This is a genomic window from Lentibacillus salinarum (genome assembly GCF_042679865.1).
Taxonomy (GTDB): Bacteria; Bacillota; Bacilli; order Bacillales; family Amphibacillaceae; genus Lentibacillus; species Lentibacillus salinarum.
On sequence record NZ_JBHTNH010000061.1, the window covers coordinates 1 to 21097 of the forward strand.

Here is a 21097-nt window from a genome sequence, read left to right on the forward strand (position 1 = left end):
AGGTGGTGAATGCAGAGCGAAGCAATCGAATCCATTCCCTTGTCCGGTTTTTGGTTTTAACCGGTAAATAATAGATTGGATGTAGCTCTATTATACTGTTTTTTCCATATTAAATAGCGGAGAGCCCAAATACTTAATGTTATTTTCTTCTACCCAATCCAATACTAGGTTACTATTCGTCTCCAACTCTTCTGTACGGGCAATTTTAATGCCCTTTCTCTGAATAAATTCCGTTTCATGTCTAGCTGTTGCTTCTAAGCCAGCAAGCATTATTTTTTTAGGATCGAAAGGTGTTTTAACTTGGCTTGCAAACGCTTGATCTCCTTCTCCTAAGAGATGTCCTAACACCATAGCATGAGCATTATTCATCTGTTTTGGCGTTGTAACATCAGGATGAGCGTCTATCCATAATAACCCTAATTCACCGTTATATCGTTCATTCATGTATGCCAGTGGAGCTTGATTAGCTAGGCAATCTCCACCGAACATGACAATACGATCCGGTTTATGGGCTTCAATGATATGATTAGTGGCTTCTAATTGTTCAAGAAGCTGACTTCTTGCCATAATCCCTTTCTCTTCAGATACTTTGCTGGTTTGGTTTACCGGGATCCTCACAGTGGGTTGTTCACTTTCCGGAGCCAGCCAAGCTAAGAGTTCTGAGCCTAGCCTATAGTTCGGGTTACATCCTCCTTGCCATTGCGGGAACAATAGCCTCAATGTTTTCTTCCTTTCATTACCCATTTAATCCCCTCTCCTTTTTTGTTTTAATCATTATAATTCTTCAACAGGTACAGTAAGTTTTGATATATTTTTTATTTCATCGCTATTATTGTAAAGCTAACAACCGAATGATTGTTTTCATGACAGCATCTTCTTCGTTAGAGCGGGTAATATAATTCGCAGCATCTTTTAATTCTTGAACGGCATTTCGGACAGCAAATCTATATGTGGCACGATTCATAAGTTCCAAATCGTTGTAACCATCTCCAAATGCCATTGTTTCTTCCCGTGTAACATTCAATAAACGCTGCAATTGTTCAACCGTCGTACCTTTATGAACGTTGGCATTTGCTATATCGATCCAAGCTGCTTCAGAGGCAACAATATAAGCCGATTCAAAAAAGGGAGACAGCTTTTCCTTCGTCTCAAAACTATTGCGTGATGGGTCGTGAACGGTAATCTTAACAAAATCACCTGTGATTTCTTTAAAATCAGAAACTTCCCTCACTTCCGCATAGGATCCTCTAACAATAGCTGCTTCTTCATCAGGAGTGTTTTCTTTTATAACTGCACCATTTTTTGTACATGCAATAATCGTATGGTCTAAGCTTATTTCCTCAAGGGAACGGATAATTTCTAGTCCCAATTGATTATTTAGCAGTGATTCATAAACAAATTCTCCGTTATGCTTGATTCGCGTTGCACTATCCCCTAAAATCCATAAATCAGTTGCATCTTCACCAAATAACTCTTCTACACGTTCACATTGCTTACCAGTAACAGGAGCAAAAACAACGCCTTTTTCGTTCATCATCTGTTTTACATCTTGGTACAGTTCCCTGTTAAAATCGCCGTCATTATTCAAAAATGTTCCATCCATATCCGTCAACACTAGTTTAATCATGTGATTTCACCCTCGTATCCTATTCTTCGATCTGTTTAATGACTCTTGCAGGATTTCCACCTGCGATAACATTACCCAGCACATCTTTTGTTACGACCGCGCCTGACGCGATGACGGCATTATGACCGATGCTGACGCCGGGGTTGATAACAGCTCACCCGCCAATCCAGATGTTGTCACCGATCGTTACCGGCTTTCCGTATTCTTTACCTGTTATCCGTTCAGTTGCATTTAGCGGATGAGTCGCTGTATAAATGTGAACGCCTAGTGCTATCAAGTAGTTATCACCGACCCGGATCACAAACATCGATAAAAACACAATCAAAATTAGCAAAAAATTTTCACCCACGTGTATGTTATAGCCATAGTCACAGCGAAATGTTGGCTCTGTACTCTTGCTGTCATCCGTCTCGAGTGACGCATTCACTAATCGTGTTAACCCTCTTGCGTTCATTCTTTTCTTAATTAACTCCGGGTCGGCAGGGTTTATAACATTCCCCATTCAACATTTTCTCTTTTTCTGATTGCATGTTTTGCATCTCCCTCAGTTCCCACTTCTCTTACACCGTCAATTCCAAGTGACAAACGATAGAAAATAAGATTCGAATTGCTTTTCTTTATTATGATACTTTGCGTTAATTTCCCATTAAAGTACGTATCAAAAAAAGTCTCCATCTCTTCTAAATCGTTGACCCAAATGGCCACATGCTCGATGTTCATCTCTTGTCACTCCTTGAATGCTGTCATATACCTTTTTAAAAATAATTCCGGGAGGGCACATAATCGATAACCCTCCCGATTATATGGCGGTGACGTTGGCAGCTGCTGAACCTATCGATTCACTCCTATTTTCATTTTGCAAGCGCTCCTTTGGTTATTATTAAAAACCCGCAAAAAGACACCAATGGCAATATCTTGCGGGTTTTATATATTCGTTAGTCTAAATCTTTCGCTACTTCATCTTCAACGGTAACGCCGGCTGCTTCCAGTTCTGCAATTTTTTCGGCAAACTGTGGTAAATAGTTTTTATGGGCAATTAATAGTTCATCTAATATACGTTTTGCCTTTTCACCACTTGAGATTAGCGGGTTTATCGTGAAAGCTTGCAATGCTACGCCATAATCGCCGGTCACTGCTGCTTCTTCCACGCATAACTCCATATTTTTCATTAATTGAAGCCAGCCTCTTTCCGCTGATTGCAAAGAACCGAAAGCAATTGACCTTGCCCCGGCAGCCCCGATATAGGCAGACACTTCAACAACATCATCCGGTGCCAAATCAGGTACAGCACCGTTATTTTTCGTTGACACAACCATATGCGTATTTTTGTTTGCATAGATGGAAGCAATCGTTTCACAAGCGGCATCTGAGTAATGGGCACCACCACGCTGAGCTAATTGTTCAGGTTTATAATCTAAGTCAGGATTCTTATACAACTCAAATAATTCTGCTTCGGTTTGTTTCACTTGCTGCGCCCTTGTCCCAACATTCGGATCATTGTATTCGTCAAGCATGTGCTTCAGCATTTCTTCAGAGCGGTAGTAATAACGATGATAGCCGCACGGAATCATATTCATCTGTTTCAATTGTTCAATGAAAAACGGAATATCGTGAATATTTGCCGGTATTCCCGAATCATTGCTATACATTTTATCAATTATTTCAGACGTAACATCATTTCCCTGTAAATCTTTCACCCGGTGCCAGTGGAAATGATTTAAGCCGGCAAAGGAATAGATTAGTTCATCCAACGTCTTTCCGATTAATTCCGGTTCAGCCATCATAGCGCCAACAGGAACATTGCACAAACCAAGAACCTTTTCCCATTTACCATAGCGAATAATGGCATCCGTAACCATTCCAGCTGGGTTCGTGAAGTTGATTAACCAGGCATTCGGGCATAATTCTTTCATATCTTCCACAGTGCTTAAAATAACCGGAATTGTTCGGAACGCTTTGAAGATGCCGCCAGCCCCATTGGTTTCTTGACCTGCCATACCATAGGATAAAGGAATCCGTTCGTCTTTTATCCGGGCATTTAATAACCCAACCCTAAATTGCGTTGTGACAAAGTCAGCATCCTTTAATGCTTCACGTCGGTCCATCGATAAATGAACTTTTACATCATAAGGAGACGCATCCCACATTCGTTGGGCCATCTTACCAACCGTTTCAAGTTTTTCCTTGCCATCATCTATATCGACAAGCCAAATTTCTCTTATTGGAAGTTCTTCATATCGTTTAATAAATCCTTCCATCAATTCTGGCGTATAGCTGCTTCCTCCGCCAATAGTGACAATTTTTACACCTTTTGACATACATCATTCCTCCCCTCCCTCTATTATAAAATAAAAGAAATAACGAACAAGGCAACAGAGCGCATCTCAATTGCCATTGACAAATTTATTTACAAAAAATGATTATTTTTGTGAATGCTATTTACAGCAGATCGTGCTATAGTATAAGTGGTGATGAGATATGTTACTAACGGAAAAGATGAAAGAAATTATTTTCTCTCCATCGGAAACGGAAATCGTTCATTATATGTTTGAACAACGGGAAAATATGAAAGATCAAACAACAAAACAGATAGCTGAAGCGACATATACACACCCATCTACGTTAATCCGCGTTGCTAAAAAACTTGGATACAGCGGATGGGTTGAGTTACGAAACATTTTTCTTGACGAAATTGACTATCTGAACAGTCACTTTCATGATATTGATGCCAATTATCCGTTCACCGAACATGACAATGTCATGACCGTCGCGAACAAAATGGCTTTATTAAACCAAATGACTATTAGTGACACGTTGTCCTTACTAAATCATGAGGCATTACAACAGGTAACCGCATTTCTAAATCAAGCAACAGATATCAAAATATTTTCGTTACATAACAATCTTCTCCTTTGTTATGATTTTAAATCAAAGATGATCAGAATTGGCAAACAAGTCAGCCTCTGTACGGTTGATTCTGCCTATGAAGCGGCAAACTGCAATTCGAACACATGTGCCATTGTGATCTCTTATACCGGAGAAACGACGGATCTGATCAATTTATTACCTATTTTAAAGAAACAGGGAACCCCTATCATTGCATTAACAAGCATCGGTGATAATACATTAACAAAACACGCTGACTATATTTTTAGAATCACTACTCGAGAAAAATTGTTTTCGAAAATAGGAAGCTTTAGCTCGAATGATTCCATCACTTTCCTTTTAGATGTTCTTTACGCATGTGTGTTTTCCAATGATTATAGCAACCATTTGGAATACAAAATTCGTATCTCCGAATATTTTGATCACCGGAAAAGTTCGAATGAGGTTATGCAAGAAGTTGATCACGATCATTAATCTCCAGCCCTTGTGAGATGAAAGGAGCATTCCGCGTGACGAAATAACATACATTAGGATCCGTACTACTGCCAAGACCCATCTGGAAGTTATTGTAGAACCACACACAATAGGCTTTCATCAGCACACCTTTCACTTGACTTTTTTTAGTAAATATTTACAAATATACAAAAAGGTGTGGGGAAATGAATCATTATGATATTGGTTATCAAGACTGATGACACACCAAAATACGAAGAACGAAAGTATAAAGATATCCTAAAGCGGAAAAATCAGGAAAAATACGAAGGTCGTTAATATTTCCAATGCATTTAAACGAAAAGGAGCATTACCATGGAAGTGAATCAATTCAACCCCAGGAAATTAAAACAAGCCAGGATTTTCCGTGGTCTCACGATATCTGAATTGGCACAATCGACTAATATAACAAAACAAGCCATCTCCCAGTATGAACAAGGCAAAATCACACCACGAGTAGAAACAATGTTTAAACTTGTTAATAAACTTAATTTCCCCCGCGAATTTTTTTATTCGTATGATACAACTACCGGATATAGTAGCTACACCTTTTTTAGATCGAAAGTCAACGTCAGTAAAAAACGGTTGAATGCTCAAGAACAAGTCGTCAATTTTCTGTTTAACGGCCAGCAATTTCTGGAGCAATATATCGAGTTCCCAATGTTAAATATACCCGATGTTCCTATTAAGGACTTTTGGGAAAAGGATGAAATAGAAGACCTGGCAGATAACGTCAGAAATATGTGGGGAATTGGTGACGATCCAATTCATAATCTCATTTTTGAATTAGAGCGAAACGGCATATTCATATCCGGCATATTGACGAATACACAGGAAATAGATGCCTACAGTCAAAAGAAAGTTATAAATGGACGGGATTATTGTTTTATGCTCCTGGCTAAAGATAAAAAATCCGCTGTTCGAAGACAATTTGATGCAGCCCATGAATTTGGCCATTTACTAATGCACAGCTGGATTGAGGAAGATACAGATTTAGAACCTGACGAAAAAAGGCGAATGGAAAAAGAAGCCGATTATTTTGCATCTGCACTGTTATTACCAAAAGAAGCATTTATATCCACCATATATAAATCGAAACTGGAAGAATATATCCATTTAAAAAAATATTGGATGGTTTCCATTAATGCCATGATTGTACGGAGCTATCACCTGAATTTAATCAGCTACACGCAGTATCAATATCTGCAGAAGCAGCTTTCCCGTAAAAAGATGCGAAAGAGAGAACCATATGATAATGTATTACAGCTCTCCAATCCGGGAATGTTAAAACAAGCAGTGACTGAATTATTGGATGATGGTGCCATTAAACCCATACAAATGATTAAAGAATTAAAAATGTTTCCGGGTCTGATCGAGGACGTATTAAATCTGAATCCCGGAACACTTGATGTAAACGCAGAGAACAAGAATACGTTAGAGCTAAAAAGAAAAATTTGAACTAGTATGTACCATGCAAAACACGTTGTTCCATTATCCGTTCGTTTTTAGCTTCATAATGCCCCTGTGATCAAAAACAGAGAGACTGATCTGGAGATTTATCTTCCGGGTCAGTTTCTCTGTAATGCCGCTCTCGCTCGGGTTGGGGCCGCTCTCGCTCGTGTTGAAGCTGCTCTCGCTCGAGTTGACCGCGCTCCCGCTCGACTCGGAGCGCCTCTCGCTCGAGTGCGGGCGCTCCCCGCTCGAGTTGGGGGTGCTCCCGCTCGAGTTGAGGCTGCGCCCGCTCGAGTTGACCGCGCTCCCGCTCGGGTTGGGGCCGCTCTCGCTCGAGTGCGGGCGCTCCCCGCTCGAATTGGGGGTGCTCCCGCTCGAGTTGAGGCCGCTCCCGCTCGAGTCGGAGCACCTCCCGCTCGAGTTGCCGTTGCTCTCGCTCGAGTTGACCGCGCTCCCGCTCGAGTCAGAGCGCCTCCCGCTCGAGTCAGAGCGCCTCCCGCTCGAGTCGGAGCACCTCCCGCTCGAGTTGACCGCGCTCCCGCTCGAGTTGCCGTTGCTCTCGCTCGAGTCAGAGCACCTCCCGCTCGAGTCGACCGTGCCCTCGCTCAAGTTGCAGCTCTCGCACGATTCAGGGCTGCATCGCACGGTTCGATGCAGCCCCTCCCCCAACTCACAAAAAAGTTGACCACCGCACAACGGCGATGGCCACTTCTAAACTATTCAACTACCATTCAACTAAAATGTATTCCGCTGCCGGCCTCTCGCAACGAGTCGTGCGGGTATACCATCCTTTTTACAAATCCTTAATCTTATTCCAGTCCTTTTGAAATTGTTCCATACCAGCATCTGTCATGGTGTTATGAAGCATTTTTTCAAAGTTGGCATATGAAATGGTTAAGGCATCAATGCCATTTTTCGATAAGTCCACCAGATGCTGTGAATTTCTAATGCTGGCTCCTATTATTTTCGTATCAAAACCAAGGTTCTCATACGCTAAATAGATATCATTTATGAATTGAACACTTGACCCGCCTGTGTCATCGATTCGCCCCAAATAAGGACTGATATAGGTCGCACCAGCTTTTGCAGCGAAAATGGCTTGAGGAATCGAATAAACTAACGTCGCGTTTGTCTCAATTCCTTTTTCAGAAATCCTTCTGATACCTTCCAGATTATCTAATGTGAATGGGAATTTAATCACAACCTTGTTGCTGCACATATTTGCAACCGTGAGCGCCTCTTCAACTGCTTTATCCGCTGTAGCTCCAGTTACTTGGTACCAAATCTTACCGTCCAGCTTTTCGTCAATTTCACGAATCAACTCAAATGGCGCGCTTTCTTCCTTGGATAAAATGGTTGGATTTGTGGTGATCCCGTCCATGAATCCTAACTTATTAACAAGGTCAATATGCTTTAAATTAGCCGTATCCAAATATAGTTCCATTTAATACATCCTTCCAGAATATTGAATAGCACCTATCCTCTTGATTTACCACCGGATATGTTAATCGTTGTACCCGTGATATAGCTGGAATGATCAGAAACCAGGTAGTTTGCCAAGTCGGCAATTTCATCCAATTGTCCAACGCGTCCTAGTGGAATCGTGCTGGCATAGTTCGTTCCTAATTCATCGACGCTGACATTTCTGGTGTAGGCCAACGCTTCATTATAGGAATCGGTGGTTAGACCGGTTTTTTCATTGATTCCCGGAGCAACTCCGACGACACGAATATTGTATTTGCCAAGTTCTTTTGCCCAAGACCTCGTGAAACCATTCAATGCACCTTTTGTGGCAGAATAACAGCTTTGACCGGATGAGCCTTCCATACCTGCCTCAGAAGTCATGTTAACAATGACGCCACTTTCTTGTTTTACCATATGTCTGCTAACTGCCTGTGCACATAGGAATGGGCCTTTTACGTTAACACCTGTCATGAAATCAAAATCAGATTCATCCAGTTCATATTCTGGTTTTTCACCTTTCACATCTACCAATAGTCTTGGGCGGTTTACGCCGGCATTATTGACTAATGCATCCACTCTGCCAAACTGTTCAACCGTATAGTCAACCATTGCTTCAACGCTTTCCTTGTTCGTTACATCACATTTGACTGTGTAAGAGCCGTTTTCACTTTCGCCGTTCTCAACGTTCAAATCTGCAACGACAACGTTGGCATTGTTATCTAACAACCGTTGTACAATATGTTTTCCTATGCCTGAATTTCCGCCGGTCACAATCACAACTTTTTCGTTTAAGTCAATCCATGATGTTGTCATAATCCAAACTCCAATCTCTATTTTTTCCTATAATCATTAGAAAGAAAAGTCGTGTTAAACGACTTTATCTTTCTACTTTAATGACATCGCCAATCGTCACTTCGTTAATTTCTTTATTTTCGAGTGACAGGGTACCAGGTAATTCGGCTTCTGTGGCACCGTCGAAACGTAATGTAATGTGCCCTAAATTGGCCAAGTTTTCATTGACCGCACTGCCGATAGCGGTAATTTCATATGAATTATCACCAATGATAAGACTGTCCCCCGCTTTTATATTTTCGCGAAGATCATTCTCTGAATGCAGTATACAAAATTCCGCGAGTTCCTGAGGGGCGTTATCTTTAAACATGATTAACATCCCTTGATCCAGAAATTCCGTTACTGATTCACCCAATTTGTTTACTTTTGTTTGATAAATGACTTGACTCATTGTTCACCATCATCCTTTTCTAAGATTCATACATTCCGAAACTTGCTAGCCATGCGATAAATACAGTTGGTGCCCCTGTTAAGAATCGTCCATATAATACTGCCGGGACCCCAACTTCAACCGTTTCTGGTTCTGCTTCTGCCAAACCAAGTCCTACAGGCACAAAGTCTGCAGCCGCTTGGGAGTTAATCGCAAAAACTGCTGGAAGCGCGTATTGAGGTGGTATATTCCCTTTTCCAATTTCAACACCGATTAATGAGCCGATAACTTGTGCAATAACTGCCCCAGGCCCAAGAAATGGCGACAATAATGGAAAAGATACAATTGCTGACAAAATAATCAGTCCCCATATACTGCCAGCTAAAGGCGAAAGGAAACTAGCAAATAGATCGCCTATTCCGGATTCCAAAATGATACCAATCAGCATTGCAACAAATGCCATAAATGGCAGGATTGTTTTAATAACTGTATCAACTGCTTCACGTCCGGCCTGATAGAAAACACCTACAACGTTACCGACACCCTGGCCAATCCGGGCCATTAAATTTGGTTTTGTTTGCTCACTGACTTTTTGTGTACTATCGTATTTTCGTTTTGGTGCATCCTCTGCCTGTGCGTTTTCCTGTTCTTCAGCAGTTTCTGTTGATTCCTGTGCTTGCGATTCAGTTGATTGATCCGTGTCAGCCAAAGCAATGTTGTTTGTTTTAACTGCGGAAGCGTAGATATCCTCTTTAATAAAGTCAGCCATTGGCCCGCTTGGACCCGTGGGTTTCAAATTAATCGTATAAATCCGCTTTTTTGGATAGATGCCAGCTCTTAATGTTCCACCGCAGTCAATAATGACACAGGCGATTTCGTTTTCAGGTACACTCGTATTAAAACCGTCAACCAGTTCGCCGCCGCTTAGGTCTGCGATTTTTTTAGATACGTCTGACATGGTACCGCCAGTTATATTGACAATCTTGTTTTTTTGTTCATTAACTGGAATGGTCAACGGACCGCCAAAACCGCCGGAACCGGCATGTACAGTAATTGAATAATATTCTGCCATTACGATACACCCTTTTCTGTATTCAAAGTTTTAGGAAGTTTAACGTTTTGTTGTTTCTCGACGTAGGTGACACATAAATCCGTGATCCATCCTCTTAACATGTTTGTCACAACACCAACTAATAAATAACGCAGCGCCAAATCAGTCGTTCCGAATCCCAGTTCCGTGATACCTGCAGCTACACCCAAGAAGACAAATAGTTCAGCTGGGTTAACGTGCGGAAACAAACCATTCATCGAGTGACAGGAATAGCTTGCTGAAGCATAATACCCGGGCTTATACTTTTCCGGCAAAAATCTGCCGAGAGATAATGTCATCGGGTTAAGCAAGAAGAATGTCCCGACAAATGGCAGAACCATATATCTGAGAAAAATATTTTTGGATGATGCCATGGCCAATTTATTGATTCGTTCTTCACCGACCAAATGAACGACGGAATTCATGGCTACTAATAACACAAGCAGCAACGGAACGATATCTGTAACAAAACTGACAAATTGTTCGCCGCCTGCTTCAAAAAGGCCAATAAACCCTTCTGCTAAATTTACAATGACGTCCATAGTAGTACCTCCTTATGATTTACTAAAGCTAGAAACTAACTTGCCAAAAGGGCTCTTGGAAGGTGGAATTTCTTCACCTTTGGAAACCTTCTTATAGATTTGAACAGCTTCATCAAATGCTTTTTTGGTGAAACGATCCATTTTGTTATAAACCGCTTTGTCTATATGGAGTAAATCCTGTCCCTCCAGAACGGAATAATCCTTAAATCTGGCTAAAATCGTAACACCTTGCATCTTCTTGGCTGTTCTAATTCTTCTTTTATTATCCAAGGACATCAAGAGAACAACGCCTGATCGCAAAATTCCTTTTGACCTGCCAATCGATACGCGCCCTTCAGATCTTAATTCGTTATAATGTTTGTTGAAATTTTTAATTTGCGTTGTTCCCAATAATGTTTGAAGAATCCATGCGATCATAATAGCAGCCATTACAAGTAGAATTCCCATATTATCCCTCCTTGTCTATCAATCTCTTAATCTCAAGAGCTGTTTCCTCATCAGTCACCAACGTGTTAATGAATTTTCCTTTCATCGCACCGATAATAGATCTTGCTTTCTCTTTCGAATAAGCAATTCCAATTGAGTAACGCAGGTTTTTCAGTTTTTCAAGTTCAACGGCAATCGTCCGTTCCGAAATAGATGAGGTAATGGATTCACCTTCAAGCGTATAGAAACGTGAACAAATGTCACCAATAGCCTGATGTGCCTCCAACTCTTCCTGATCCTGCTGGCCAAGGAATCCGGACCAGATCATATTAGATGATTTCAATTGCGCACCAATACCTACAATGGCTATGGATAATTGCTCCCAGAATTGAGTTATTTTTTTCATATAATTTGAATTTAAAATTTCATGAGCGGTTTCTCTCGATTGATGAACTGCTGCAGCATCTATAAAATGCGATTCGCCATTAAAAGCCTGAGCAAGTTTGTAGACAATGGCATTTACGTGAAAGTCAACTTCCATTTCGCCAGGACCACCTACTAGTGGGACACAGGTTACATTCTTGGGGTTTAATTCAGTCAGCTGATTTACCGTCGTACCCAAAGTTGTTCCCCAAGCAGAGCCAATCGTATCACCATCTTTAATCACACGATTCAGTAATTTGTTAATCGACTTTCCGATCTCTTCATTATCAAAATGATGACGCTCTTCGTTTGAAGGGACAATAACAACTTCCTTCATATCAAAATACGTTGAAAGTTCCTCTTCTAAATGAATTTGATCATTTAATTGACTTTGCACTGTTATTTTCACAATGCCTTCTTTACGTGCTTTCTTAAGCATCCTGCCAATCGTTGTCCGATATATACCCAATCTATTTGAAATCTCAGCTTGTGTATAATCTTCTTCATAGTATAGTTTCGCAATCTTATAAAGTAACCGTTCCTCTTCTCGATTCATCATCCACCTCCCCCTTGCGTTGCTCATATGTGCATATCATGCTCATGTGTGCCTGAAACTGCTTTCATTATATAAAGGTTTTTGTCGAATGTCAACGAAAAATGCGCGAGATTTTCTTTCTGTTGATAATGTAGTATGATAATAGTTAAATTGAACACAAGAAGGGGATAACGCCATCATGATTAAAGGCATTATATTTGATTTTGACGGATTAATTCTAGATACTGAAGTTATCTTATATGAAGCGTTGAATGGGATTTTTGTAGACCACGAGAGTCACTTACCAGTCTCCAAATGGCAGGAACAAATTGGAACCCAGACCGGTTTTTCGCCATTTGCTTATTTAGAAGAAATTACTGGGATTCGTGTTAATCATCAAGAACTTGAAACACGTTTGGATAATGATCTTCATTCGAGGTTATTGAAAGAGAAGGCACGTCCCGGGGTGAATGATTATCTGAAGACCGCTAAAAATCTGGGGTTAAAGGTTGGATTAGCTTCCAGTTCCAACTATGCGTGGGTAAGTAAATACTTAAAAAACCTAGACCTATTCCATTATTTTGACTGCATCAGGACCTCTGATGATGTCGTAGTGGTTAAACCTGATCCTGCTTTATATACTCATGCAGCAAAATGTCTTGGCTTAAAAACAGAAGAGTGCTTGGTTTTTGAGGATTCGGCAAATGGGGCGTTGGCAGCCAAAAATGCTGGAGCTAAGTGTGTCATCGTTCCAAATGATATCACAAGAGATCTAGACTTTTGTACAGTTGAGTACAGAATTGATTCAATGGCTGATAAAGGTTTGGCGCAAGTTTTGGCGATAGTGGACGCAAAAGACTAATGAGGATGCTATTAAAGTCGTAAAGGTCTAGTAGAGTGCTTCTTAAGGTTTTTGCTTAAAATGGCTCGCTCGAGTTGGCGATGCTCCCGCTCGAGTTGCGCCGCTCCCCGCTCGAGTTGAACGCGCTCTCGCTCGAGTTGAGCGCACCCTCGCTCGAGTTGACCGCGCTCCCGCTCGAGTTGACGACGCTCTCGCTCGAGTTTCGACGCTTCCCGCTCGAGTTGAGCTCGCTCTCGCTCGAGTTGAGGCCGCTCCCGCTCGAGTTGGCGCTGCTCTCGCTCGAGTTGCGCCGCTCCCCGCTCGAGTTGACCGCGCTCCCGCTCGAATTGACCGCACTCCCGCTCGAGTTGAGGCCGCCCTCGCTCGAGTTGACCGCGCTCCCGCTCGAGTTGGCGCTGCTCCCGCTCGAGTTGCGCCGCTCCTCGCTCGAGTTGACCGCGCTCTCGCTCGAGTTGGCCGTGCTTTCTAACGCCACCCATACCGCCCACCCCACAAAAAACAGCCCTGCCTCCTCCAGACAGGACTGCTTCCCGAAACATCCCAGTTAGGCGATATTCCGCTTATCCAACGCGGCCAAACGCTTGTTATTTGTTGCAATGAAGTAAATGGCGATGGCCCAAATAATCAGCGCTAAAATCGATCCGATGTTGACAATGCCTTTATCAGCCGTCCACATGATCGAGTAACCGATGGATCCGGCGAGTAGTGCGTAATACACAAACGGAATCAACGTTTTCCGGATAATGTGGCCTTCTTTGCCGACGAGCCCGACGACAGCAGATGCGGCGACAACGTTATGCACGCAAATCATGTTGCCTGCTGCACCGCCGACTGCTTGCAGGGCGACCATCCATGTCGGATCGCCGCCGATGCGCTCACCAACGCCGAACTGGAAGAGGGAGAACATCATGTTGCTGATGGTGTTGCTGCCGGCCACAAATGCGCCGAGTCCGCCGATGAACGTGGCAAAGATTGGATAGACGGATCCTGCTAAATCGGCAACACTCTCAGCAAGGACGAGCGGCATTTCCTGAAAGCCGGCCGCGCCGCCGTCTGTATTCAGAAAGACCTGGACCATTGGCACTGTAAAGACGAGTGCTGTGCTGGCCGAGATCATGGTTTTAGCTGAACTTTTCCAAGCGGTGGCAAATTCGTGTCCTTTCATGCCATGCATAAAGTATGTCAAAACGGCAACGACGATGAAAATGAAGCCTGGTGAGAAGAGAATTTCCCATTCTGCTGTAATATCTGTACCAAAAATATTCGGAATTTTTATGATAGCGGACTGGAGCCAGTCACCGACGACCGTCAGCCGTGAAATGATTAACAGGGCAGCGATCAGCACGTATGGTGTCCACGCCCGCCACATGCTGATTTTGCCGGCATTCACATCGGTCTGCTTTAATTCGACCTTGCCATTCCAAAGCGGGTCCCAGCGGTCTTTCGGTTCAAAATCCCACTCGTCGCCTTCTTTCGGCATCAGGAAGCCTTTTTTGGCGGCTGGTACAACAACCAGCAGGCCGATTAAGCCACCGATCATGGCCGGGAATTCAGGGCCGAGCAGATAGGCAACCAAGACATATGGAATTGTCATGGACAGTGATGCGAAAATGGCAAACTTCCATACCTGCAAACCTTCGCTGAATGATTTATTTTTCCCGAAAAAGCGTGTCAGAAGTGCAACTAGAAACAGTGGGATCAGAATACCCGAAATCGCGTGGAGCAAGGCGATTTTTCCGGCGAGTCCAAACACGAAATCAGACACATTGGCAATCTGACTCAGCGGCTCAACACCGGAACCGACACCGACAATGATTGGTGTCCCCACCGCCCCAAATGAGACGGGGGTACTCTGGATGACCATACCGGAGACAACAGCAGCCATCGCCGGAAAGCCAAGGCCCACCATGAGCGGTACCGCAACGGCTGCTGGTGTGCCAAAACCGGCCGTTCCTTCAATAAACGATCCGAAAAGCCAGGCGATGATAATTACCTGAATGCGGCGGTCCGGTGTAATATCCGTGAAACCGCGCCGAATTGTGTGCAGCCCGCCACTTTCCTGCAGGGTGTTCAAAAGCAGAATCGCACCAAAAATGATGAATAATAGCGTGACAGCAACGACCAGGCCGTTGACAGAAGCAGCGGCGACCTGCGGAAATCCTACTTTCCAGACAAAGAGTGCCAACAGGACAGCTACAATGTAGGATATCGGCATGGCTTTACTGGCCGGCCATTTAAGGCCTACCAGAAATACAGCAACGACGATAATTGGGAGCAACGCGAGAACGGCTAGGACTCCATTCTCCAAAGTAATCTCCTCCTCCATTCATTTTTTATATGCTAAAACGGCCGATTGACCGTTAGGCATCAACGTTACTGTATACTGACACCGGCCCTTTGTTCGACAGAATTATGCAGTTCGCCGATACCGGGGACCTGACACATGATGGCATCGTTTGCTTGCATCATTTCGGCGCCCAGTGGACTGCCGGTTAAAATGACATCTCCCGGCTGCAGTGTCATGACCGTTGATAAGTAAGCGATCATTTTTCGCATTGAAACAATCATGTGGGTTGTCGGGCTATCTTGTTTCTTGTCGCCGTTCAAATAAGCTTGAACGCTGATGGTGTCCGGATCGAGTTCTGTTTCGATGCAAGGGCCAAGCGGTGTGAAGGTATCAAACGACTTGCCGACCATCCAGTGGCCGTCTTCATGGAAATATTGCGGTGCTGTGACGTCGTTGGCCACGGTGTAGCCAAAAATATAATCGGTCACGTCATCCTCAGCAATGTGGCGGGCTGGTTTGCCAATCACGGCCGCCAGTTCGGATTCGAATTTTACCTGCTCAATGCCTTGTGGTATGACGATGGGCTGGCCGGTTCCAATGACCGATGAAACCGGCTTATGGAAAAATACCGGTAATTCCGGCGGTTCGGCTGGTAAATCGTTCTGGTTACCGACATAGTTTGCCCCGATTCCAATCACTTGCCTCGGTGTAAGCGGTTCCAACATTTCGACTTCGTTTGGCTCAAAAGGATGACCCGCCATTTCCCAATCTGAAAATATATCCCCTTTAATCGGCTGGATACCGGCGTCGGTGACAATTCCCTGTAAAATCGTTTGCTCGTTCTTTGGCTTAAATCTGATAAACTTCATCGTTCGATTCCTCCTGTTTTTGATAGAATAAAAGGCGATCACAGTAAATGACTTTATGGGGGACGGGCAGTCATCCGCCCCCCTTTCTGCCGCTTTAAACGCCTGCTGCTGTTTTCACGTCCTGTTTTACTTCAACACAGCGACCCGGCTCCGGAAAGAGTTTTCCCGGGTTCAGCAAATCATCTGGATTGAACACGTGCCGGATGTCTGTTTGTGCTGCCATTTCCTCATCACTGAAGATAAACCGCATTTCCGCTGATTTTTCGATGCCAACACCATGTTCACCGGTAATCGAGCCGCCAACATCGGCACAGACCTGCAAACAGTCCGACCCCGCTTTGGACGCCCGCTCGCTTTCCCCGGGGACGCTGGCATCAAACAGGATGAGTGGATGCAGGTTGCCGTCGCCTGCGTGAAAAATGTTCGCGATCCTTAGTTCATATTTGCGGCTGATGTCATTGATCCGTGCGAGCACTTCGGGCAAGCGTGTTCGTGGGATCACGCCATCCTGAACAAGGTAGTCAGGCGAAATTGCCCCCATCGCACCGAAGCCCATTTTGCGGTTCGCCCACCACATACTGCGCTCCGCCTCATCTTGGGCCACTTTCACTTCACGCACATAGTTGCGCTTACACACGGTTAAAATGTCATCGATCTGATCATCGATACCGGCCGCAATGCCGTCCACTTCAATCAGAAGAAACGCCGCAATGTCTTGCGGATGCCCGACCGGATAGGCCGAAGCCTCGACACCTTCAATCGCAATGTCATCCATCATTTCCAGCGCAGCCGGGATGATACCTGTTGCGATAATATCGGACACCGCCTGACTGGCATCATCAATATCGTCAAAATAGGCTAAGGCAGTTTTTTTGCCTTCAGGATTTTTCAATACGTTCACCGTAATTTTCGTGACGATGCCAAGGGTCCCCTCTGACCCGGTGAGAAGACCGAGCAAATCATAACCAGGCTGATCCGGGACACCGCTTTCACCAATATCCACAATATCGCCGTTAGGGAGTACCACTTCAAGGCCTAAAATATGATTGGTTGTGACGCCGTATTTCAGACAGTGTGCACCACCGGAATTTTCCGCGACATTGCCGCCAATCGTGCAGGCATTCTGGCTTGACGGATCGGGGGCGTAGTAATAGCCTTTATCCGAGATTGACTGGGTCAGCTGCAAGTTAATATAGCCCGGTTCGACAACAGCTTTACGGTTTTCCAGATCGAGGTGAAGCAGCCGTTTCATCCGGACAAGACTGATGATCACTTCGCCTCCCATTGGCGTCGCACCACCACTTAAACCGGTGCCTGCGCCGCGCGCAATGTATGGGATCGCCAGTTTGTTCAAACATTGGACGACATCCGAAACGTGTTGGCTATTCTTTACGAACACGACCGCCCGGGGCATTCCTCTTTCCATAGTGTAGCCGTCACACTCATAGGCCAGGAGGTCCCCTTTCAAATAGAGTACGTTTTCGTCACCAACAATGGCCATTAGCTGCTGGGCAATGGCATCCGGCTTTTGTTTCGCTTGCTTTTTTCGAAACATCTTGTTCACCCGCTTTCGGTTTGATTCCTATAACTCATATTCGTGCGCCTTCTGTTTATCTTTTTCATACGCCCAATCAAGGAGCTGGACGGTATGGACGACTTGCTCACTGCGGCCGTATTTTTGCACGCCCATCGCAATCTGCAGCATACAGCCGGGGTTGCCCATGGAAATCATATCGATGTTGTCCGGCACATCAGCCATTTTACGGTCAAGCAGCTTACCGGCCATCTCAGGATGGGTCAGGTTGTAAATCCCCGCACTTCCACAGCAGCGGTCCGCATCAGGCAGATCAACCGTCGCCACACCCGGGATGTCGTTCAGGATTTGCCGCGGTTCAGACCTGACACCCTGCCCGTGCGCCAGATGACAGGCATCATGATAGGTTACGGTGGTGTTCACCTCCGATTGTGGGCGTTTGAAATCATGGTCATATAGGAACTTGGTAATATCTTCAATTTTATCGGAAAATTCCTTTGCCAGTGGCAGCATTTCCGGATTGTTCCGAAACAGCTCATCATACTCCTGGAGCGCACAGCCGCAGCCTGCCGCATTGACCAGAATTTTGTCGTAGTCTTTGAACGCTTCAATGTTCCGTTTGGCCAGCTGTTTTCCGGTATCCCTTTCACCGGCATGAATATGCAGTGCCCCGCAGCAACCCTGATCCGACGGCAAACCAACCTCGAAGCCATTATGGGTGAGGACATGGATCGTCGCTTCGTTCACGTCGTTGAACATTTCATCCATGATACAGCCCGTCAGGATGGCAACACGCCCCTTAGGCTCACCTTCTGCCGGCACAACTTCAGGATAGCGGCCCAAAACCGGCTTCCCGGCTTCCGGAAGGGTTGCTTCCATATCTTTTAAATGATCCGGCATCACATTGAGTGCCCCCGTTTTCCGGACCACTTTTTGTAGACCACTCTTCTGGTAAAACCGCATCAAGCCGCCAAGTTTATTCATCCGCTTCTGATGCGGGAAAAATTTGTTGAGGACCGTCTTTTTAAACGTCCCAGTAACACCTGAGGCCGGCATCGCCTGATTGATCTGGCCGCGTGCTTCCTCGATCAGACCACCGACCTGCACATTGGCCGGGCAGGCTGTTTCGCACGCGCGGCAGTCCAGGCAGCTAAACACGGGATCGGCAAAGGCTTCATCAACACTGATTTTGCCTTCTGCCACCGATTTAATTAAATAAACACGACCGCGTGGTGAATTCTGTTCCTCGCCGGTTTCCTGATAGGTCGGACAAGCTTCCAGGCACAAACCGCAGTGGACACAGTCAGCCCATTTCGAGGCATCAGGAACATCCTCCCACAGATAGTTTCCGAGCGGGTTCGTCTGGCACGGTGGCTCGGTCGTGTCTGCCTGGTGACCTTCCGTGACGGCTGCGTGATGGAATTGACCAGCAGCCTTGGCGCCCTTCAGCATATCGCCGGGACCGTTTGCCGTAGCGGCAGCGGGATGGAATGGTTCTGCCTGCATATCGCTGGGGCCACCCGCCGTGACAGTATCGTGATTGAATGGTTCTGCCTGCATAGCACCACGGCCACCCGCCGTAGCGACAGTGGGATGGAGTAGTTCCGCCTGCATATCGCCGGTTGCAGCGGCTTCGCGTCGGCCGGCCTTGCCTTTCAGCATATCCGCTAAGCCCATACGCATCTTAAATACCTCCTACAAACCGTTGTCGGTTCAGTATTTTCTTCGGATCATTCGTCCGTTTAATGCCTTCCAATAATGAAAAATAGGATGGCTTTTCACCCCAGGCAGCAAATGACGCCCTTAATGTGAATGGCAAATGGGTGGCGACGGCGTATCCATGCCTTTTTTCCACCGCTGAACGAAGCGCTTTCAGATAAGCGATAAGGTCTTCCGGATACCCGTTTATATAAATACGGGAAATCCCGTGACCGGCACCGCCATGGCCTTCCACCGACACATGATACGTCGCGGCAAGTTCTGCCGCCTGTTTTAAAAGCCCCGGAACATCGGCTGGCTGACTGCCAATTTTGACAGCCGCTTGGGTGTTGGCGTCGTTCGGTTCATCATGATGACCATTCGGGGCCAAGCGGCGGAATTGCTTCCACCAATCGCTTGCTTCTTCCTCATGCAGCACTGTCTGCCTGACATTGGATGGCAAGTTGTCGTTGACCCATTTTTCCTGCTGGCTGACGGCTTTTTCCTGATCTTCAAAGGCAATGGCCAGTGTATAAGCGCGCTGGCCAGTTATTTTTTCAGCGATCGTGGGCGTTAACACTTCAAGTGAGACCGGTTCCATCATCGAATCCAAAATGCGAGCGGCAAACGGATAAATGTCTTGTTCATGGCCGTCCGGAAAATGCAACAGTAACAGGCCTTCATATTTGGGCAGCGGGCGTAATTTCAACGTGATTTCGCTGATGACACCGAGCGTTCCCATCGCCCCGATGAACACCTTATTCATGTCATAACCGGCAACGTTTTTGACCACCTTGCCCCCTGTTCGAATCACCCGTCCGTCCGGGTAAACAATACGTGTTCCGATAACATGATCCCGCGCCGACCCATAAAGCAACCGCTTGGGGCCACTGTCATTGGCTGCAATCACCCCGCCGATCGTTGCCAGCTCCGGCCAAGCGGGATCAAGCGCCAGACACTGCCCTTCTGCAGCAAGCTGGTCAGCAATTTCCTGAATCGTTGTGCCGGGCCTCACGGTCATCGTCAGATCACCGACCGAGTGCTCGACAATCCCTTTGAAATGGGCCAGCGAAAGCAAAATATCCGCCTGCTCCATGGTGCCGCCATAGCCCCGCTTCGTACCGCCCGCCATAATATTTACCGTTAGCTCGTGATCGTTGGCATAGGCCAGCACATTCGAAATATCTTCTTCGGAATACGCTTCAATGATCTGATGACCGCCATTCCCAAGCATATGACCCGTGTCATCATGTTGTTTAATCTGTTCTTCCGGTACAACCGCTTCGATCGTTGATGGCATCATGTGGACCCCCCTTAAGTTAATTTGTTATATAACACGTCGACATGTGCCGCTTGCAGAATTATTCGATTAAATGGCATTAGACAGCCATTTGTTTTATCTTCAGTAAATCAATGTTCTATAACAAAGTCAAGGTTGTTTTTTAAAAAGTGCAAAAATTGATGATATTCGCGGGCTAATTATACCGATCGACATGCTCGTTGCTGTCAGTTGTTAATCGTGCTGATGGGTTGTTCACTTGAAGCATGCTGGTGCATTTGGTGTGGTTACTGCGCACGCTTGAGTTGACGTGGCTCCTGCACGATTTGGTGCTGTGCTCGCTCGAGTTGGCGGCGCTCCCGCTCGAGTTGGTGCTGTTGCTGCGCGATTTCGGCGGATGCTGCGCGAC

At 45.3% G+C, this 21097-nt stretch carries 20 protein-coding genes and 2 pseudogenes; 5 read left to right on the forward strand and 17 right to left on the reverse strand.

Going from position 1 to position 21097, the window contains the following annotated elements:
* Window positions 1-90: 90 nt before the first annotated feature.
* From ACFQ4A_RS18590 to ACFQ4A_RS18610, 5 genes and pseudogenes are all read right to left on the reverse strand, one after another.
* Window positions 91-744, reverse strand: coding sequence for an arginase family protein (locus tag ACFQ4A_RS18590; RefSeq protein ID WP_382402893.1), 654 nt, complete (start codon window positions 742-744; stop codon window positions 91-93).
* 85 nt (window positions 745-829) lie between these two features.
* Window positions 830-1627 (reverse strand): HAD family hydrolase, encoded by a 798-nt coding sequence (locus ACFQ4A_RS18595; RefSeq protein ID WP_382402894.1) that lies wholly within the window; start codon window positions 1625-1627, stop codon window positions 830-832.
* A 19-nt stretch (window positions 1628-1646) separates the two neighbouring features.
* Window positions 1647-2157, reverse strand: a pseudogene (locus tag ACFQ4A_RS18600) (maltose acetyltransferase domain-containing protein).
* 53 nt (window positions 2158-2210) lie between these two features.
* Window positions 2211-2347, reverse strand: a pseudogene (locus tag ACFQ4A_RS18605) (VOC family protein); the annotation flags it as partial.
* Window positions 2348-2562: 215 nt separating this feature from the next.
* The gene (locus ACFQ4A_RS18610; RefSeq protein ID WP_382402895.1) at window positions 2563-3945 is read right to left on the reverse strand and encodes a 6-phospho-beta-glucosidase; all 1383 of its coding nucleotides are present in this window, start codon (window positions 3943-3945) and stop codon (window positions 2563-2565) included.
* 160 nt (window positions 3946-4105) lie between these two features.
* On the opposite strand from ACFQ4A_RS18610, the gene ACFQ4A_RS18615 reads away from it, so the two are divergent.
* The 3 genes from ACFQ4A_RS18615 to ACFQ4A_RS18625 all read left to right on the forward strand — a co-directional run bounded on the left by ACFQ4A_RS18615 (window position 4106) and on the right by ACFQ4A_RS18625 (window position 7142).
* A complete protein-coding gene (locus ACFQ4A_RS18615; RefSeq protein ID WP_382402896.1) occupies window positions 4106-4987 on the forward strand; it encodes a MurR/RpiR family transcriptional regulator in 882 nt (293 codons plus the stop codon).
* Between the two features lie 333 nt (window positions 4988-5320).
* A complete protein-coding gene (locus ACFQ4A_RS18620; RefSeq protein ID WP_382402897.1) occupies window positions 5321-6463 on the forward strand; it encodes a helix-turn-helix domain-containing protein in 1143 nt (380 codons plus the stop codon).
* Between the two features lie 160 nt (window positions 6464-6623).
* Entirely contained in the window at window positions 6624-7142 is a 519-nt protein-coding gene (locus ACFQ4A_RS18625; protein ID WP_382402898.1) for a hypothetical protein, read from the forward strand.
* A 108-nt stretch (window positions 7143-7250) separates the two neighbouring features.
* Here ACFQ4A_RS18625 and ACFQ4A_RS18630 read toward each other — a convergent pair whose 3' ends face one another.
* From ACFQ4A_RS18630 to ACFQ4A_RS18660, 7 genes are all read right to left on the reverse strand, one after another.
* Window positions 7251-7901, reverse strand: coding sequence for a transaldolase family protein (locus ACFQ4A_RS18630; RefSeq protein ID WP_382402899.1), 651 nt, complete (start codon window positions 7899-7901; stop codon window positions 7251-7253).
* Between the two features lie 32 nt (window positions 7902-7933).
* Entirely contained in the window at window positions 7934-8734 is an 801-nt protein-coding gene (locus tag ACFQ4A_RS18635) for an SDR family oxidoreductase (protein WP_382402900.1), read from the reverse strand.
* A gap of 64 nt (window positions 8735-8798) precedes the next feature.
* Window positions 8799-9164 (reverse strand): PTS glucitol/sorbitol transporter subunit IIA, encoded by a 366-nt coding sequence (locus ACFQ4A_RS18640; protein WP_382402901.1) that lies wholly within the window; start codon window positions 9162-9164, stop codon window positions 8799-8801.
* Window positions 9165-9183: 19 nt separating this feature from the next.
* Window positions 9184-10215, reverse strand: a complete 1032-nt coding sequence (gene srlE / locus ACFQ4A_RS18645; protein ID WP_382402902.1) for a PTS glucitol/sorbitol transporter subunit IIB — start codon at window positions 10213-10215, stop codon at window positions 9184-9186.
* A complete protein-coding gene (gene srlA / locus ACFQ4A_RS18650) occupies window positions 10215-10775 on the reverse strand; it encodes a PTS glucitol/sorbitol transporter subunit IIC (RefSeq protein WP_382402903.1) in 561 nt (186 codons plus the stop codon). Before srlA ends, srlE begins: the two co-directional genes overlap by 1 nt.
* 12 nt (window positions 10776-10787) lie before the next feature.
* On the reverse strand, window positions 10788-11222 hold the full coding sequence (locus ACFQ4A_RS18655) for a transcriptional regulator GutM (protein WP_382402904.1): 435 nt from the start codon (window positions 11220-11222) through the stop codon (window positions 10788-10790).
* 1 nt (window position 11223) lies between these two features.
* Window positions 11224-12183 carry a sugar-binding transcriptional regulator gene (locus ACFQ4A_RS18660; protein ID WP_382402905.1) on the reverse strand — a complete coding sequence of 320 codons (960 nt, stop codon included), beginning with the start codon at window positions 12181-12183 and terminating at the stop codon, window positions 11224-11226.
* 175 nt (window positions 12184-12358) lie between these two features.
* Here ACFQ4A_RS18660 and ACFQ4A_RS18665 point away from each other — a divergent pair, with 175 nt between their 5' ends.
* Window positions 12359-13021, forward strand: coding sequence for an HAD family hydrolase (locus ACFQ4A_RS18665; protein ID WP_382402906.1), 663 nt, complete (start codon window positions 12359-12361; stop codon window positions 13019-13021).
* Window positions 13022-13116: 95 nt separating this feature from the next.
* Complete coding sequence (locus tag ACFQ4A_RS18670) at window positions 13117-13569, forward strand: hypothetical protein (RefSeq protein ID WP_382402907.1); 453 nt, start codon at window positions 13117-13119, stop codon at window positions 13567-13569.
* On the opposite strand, the gene ACFQ4A_RS18675 is transcribed toward ACFQ4A_RS18670, so the two are convergent.
* The 5 genes from ACFQ4A_RS18675 to ACFQ4A_RS18695 form a co-directional block, all read right to left on the reverse strand.
* On the reverse strand, window positions 13566-15329 hold the full coding sequence (locus tag ACFQ4A_RS18675) for an L-lactate permease (protein WP_382402908.1): 1764 nt from the start codon (window positions 15327-15329) through the stop codon (window positions 13566-13568). The two genes, ACFQ4A_RS18670 and ACFQ4A_RS18675, sit on opposite strands and share 4 nt — an antisense overlap.
* 65 nt (window positions 15330-15394) lie before the next feature.
* Window positions 15395-16177: a fumarylacetoacetate hydrolase family protein gene (locus ACFQ4A_RS18680; RefSeq protein ID WP_382402909.1), complete on the reverse strand. Its 783-nt coding sequence runs from the start codon at window positions 16175-16177 to the stop codon at window positions 15395-15397.
* A gap of 94 nt (window positions 16178-16271) precedes the next feature.
* Window positions 16272-17732 carry an FAD-linked oxidase C-terminal domain-containing protein gene (locus ACFQ4A_RS18685; protein WP_382402910.1) on the reverse strand — a complete coding sequence of 487 codons (1461 nt, stop codon included), beginning with the start codon at window positions 17730-17732 and terminating at the stop codon, window positions 16272-16274.
* A 27-nt stretch (window positions 17733-17759) separates the two neighbouring features.
* A complete protein-coding gene (locus ACFQ4A_RS18690; protein ID WP_382402957.1) occupies window positions 17760-19163 on the reverse strand; it encodes a (Fe-S)-binding protein in 1404 nt (467 codons plus the stop codon).
* 232 nt (window positions 19164-19395) lie between these two features.
* Entirely contained in the window at window positions 19396-20712 is a 1317-nt protein-coding gene (locus tag ACFQ4A_RS18695; RefSeq protein ID WP_382402911.1) for an FAD-binding oxidoreductase, read from the reverse strand.
* Window positions 20713-21097 lie beyond the last annotated feature (385 nt).

What these genes read in the sequence shown, in the direction of transcription:
- ACFQ4A_RS18590 (WP_382402893.1), bottom strand. Translation starts at nt 744, where the DNA reads ATGGGTAATGAAAGGAAGAAAACATTGAGGCTATTGTTCCCGCAATGG.
- ACFQ4A_RS18595 (WP_382402894.1), bottom strand. Translation starts at nt 1,627, where the DNA reads ATGATTAAACTAGTGTTGACGGATATGGATGGAACATTTTTGAATAAT.
- ACFQ4A_RS18610 (WP_382402895.1), bottom strand. Translation starts at nt 3,945, where the DNA reads ATGTCAAAAGGTGTAAAAATTGTCACTATTGGCGGAGGAAGCAGCTAT.
- ACFQ4A_RS18615 (WP_382402896.1), top strand. Translation starts at nt 4,106, where the DNA reads ATGTTACTAACGGAAAAGATGAAAGAAATTATTTTCTCTCCATCGGAA.
- ACFQ4A_RS18620 (WP_382402897.1), top strand. Translation starts at nt 5,321, where the DNA reads ATGGAAGTGAATCAATTCAACCCCAGGAAATTAAAACAAGCCAGGATT.
- ACFQ4A_RS18630 (WP_382402899.1), bottom strand. Translation starts at nt 7,901, where the DNA reads ATGGAACTATATTTGGATACGGCTAATTTAAAGCATATTGACCTTGTT.
- ACFQ4A_RS18635 (WP_382402900.1), bottom strand. Translation starts at nt 8,734, where the DNA reads ATGACAACATCATGGATTGACTTAAACGAAAAAGTTGTGATTGTGACC.
- ACFQ4A_RS18640 (WP_382402901.1), bottom strand. Translation starts at nt 9,164, where the DNA reads ATGAGTCAAGTCATTTATCAAACAAAAGTAAACAAATTGGGTGAATCA.
- srlE (WP_382402902.1), bottom strand. Translation starts at nt 10,215, where the DNA reads ATGGCAGAATATTATTCAATTACTGTACATGCCGGTTCCGGCGGTTTT.
- srlA (WP_382402903.1), bottom strand. Translation starts at nt 10,775, where the DNA reads ATGGACGTCATTGTAAATTTAGCAGAAGGGTTTATTGGCCTTTTTGAA.
- ACFQ4A_RS18655 (WP_382402904.1), bottom strand. Translation starts at nt 11,222, where the DNA reads ATGGGAATTCTACTTGTAATGGCTGCTATTATGATCGCATGGATTCTT.
- ACFQ4A_RS18660 (WP_382402905.1), bottom strand. Translation starts at nt 12,183, where the DNA reads ATGATGAATCGAGAAGAGGAACGGTTACTTTATAAGATTGCGAAACTA.
- ACFQ4A_RS18665 (WP_382402906.1), top strand. Translation starts at nt 12,359, where the DNA reads ATGATTAAAGGCATTATATTTGATTTTGACGGATTAATTCTAGATACT.
- ACFQ4A_RS18680 (WP_382402909.1), bottom strand. Translation starts at nt 16,177, where the DNA reads ATGAAGTTTATCAGATTTAAGCCAAAGAACGAGCAAACGATTTTACAG.
- ACFQ4A_RS18685 (WP_382402910.1), bottom strand. Translation starts at nt 17,732, where the DNA reads ATGTTTCGAAAAAAGCAAGCGAAACAAAAGCCGGATGCCATTGCCCAG.
- ACFQ4A_RS18690 (WP_382402957.1), bottom strand. Translation starts at nt 19,163, where the DNA reads ATGCTGAAGGGCGCCAAGGCTGCTGGTCAATTCCATCACGCAGCCGTC.
- ACFQ4A_RS18695 (WP_382402911.1), bottom strand. Translation starts at nt 20,712, where the DNA reads ATGATGCCATCAACGATCGAAGCGGTTGTACCGGAAGAACAGATTAAA.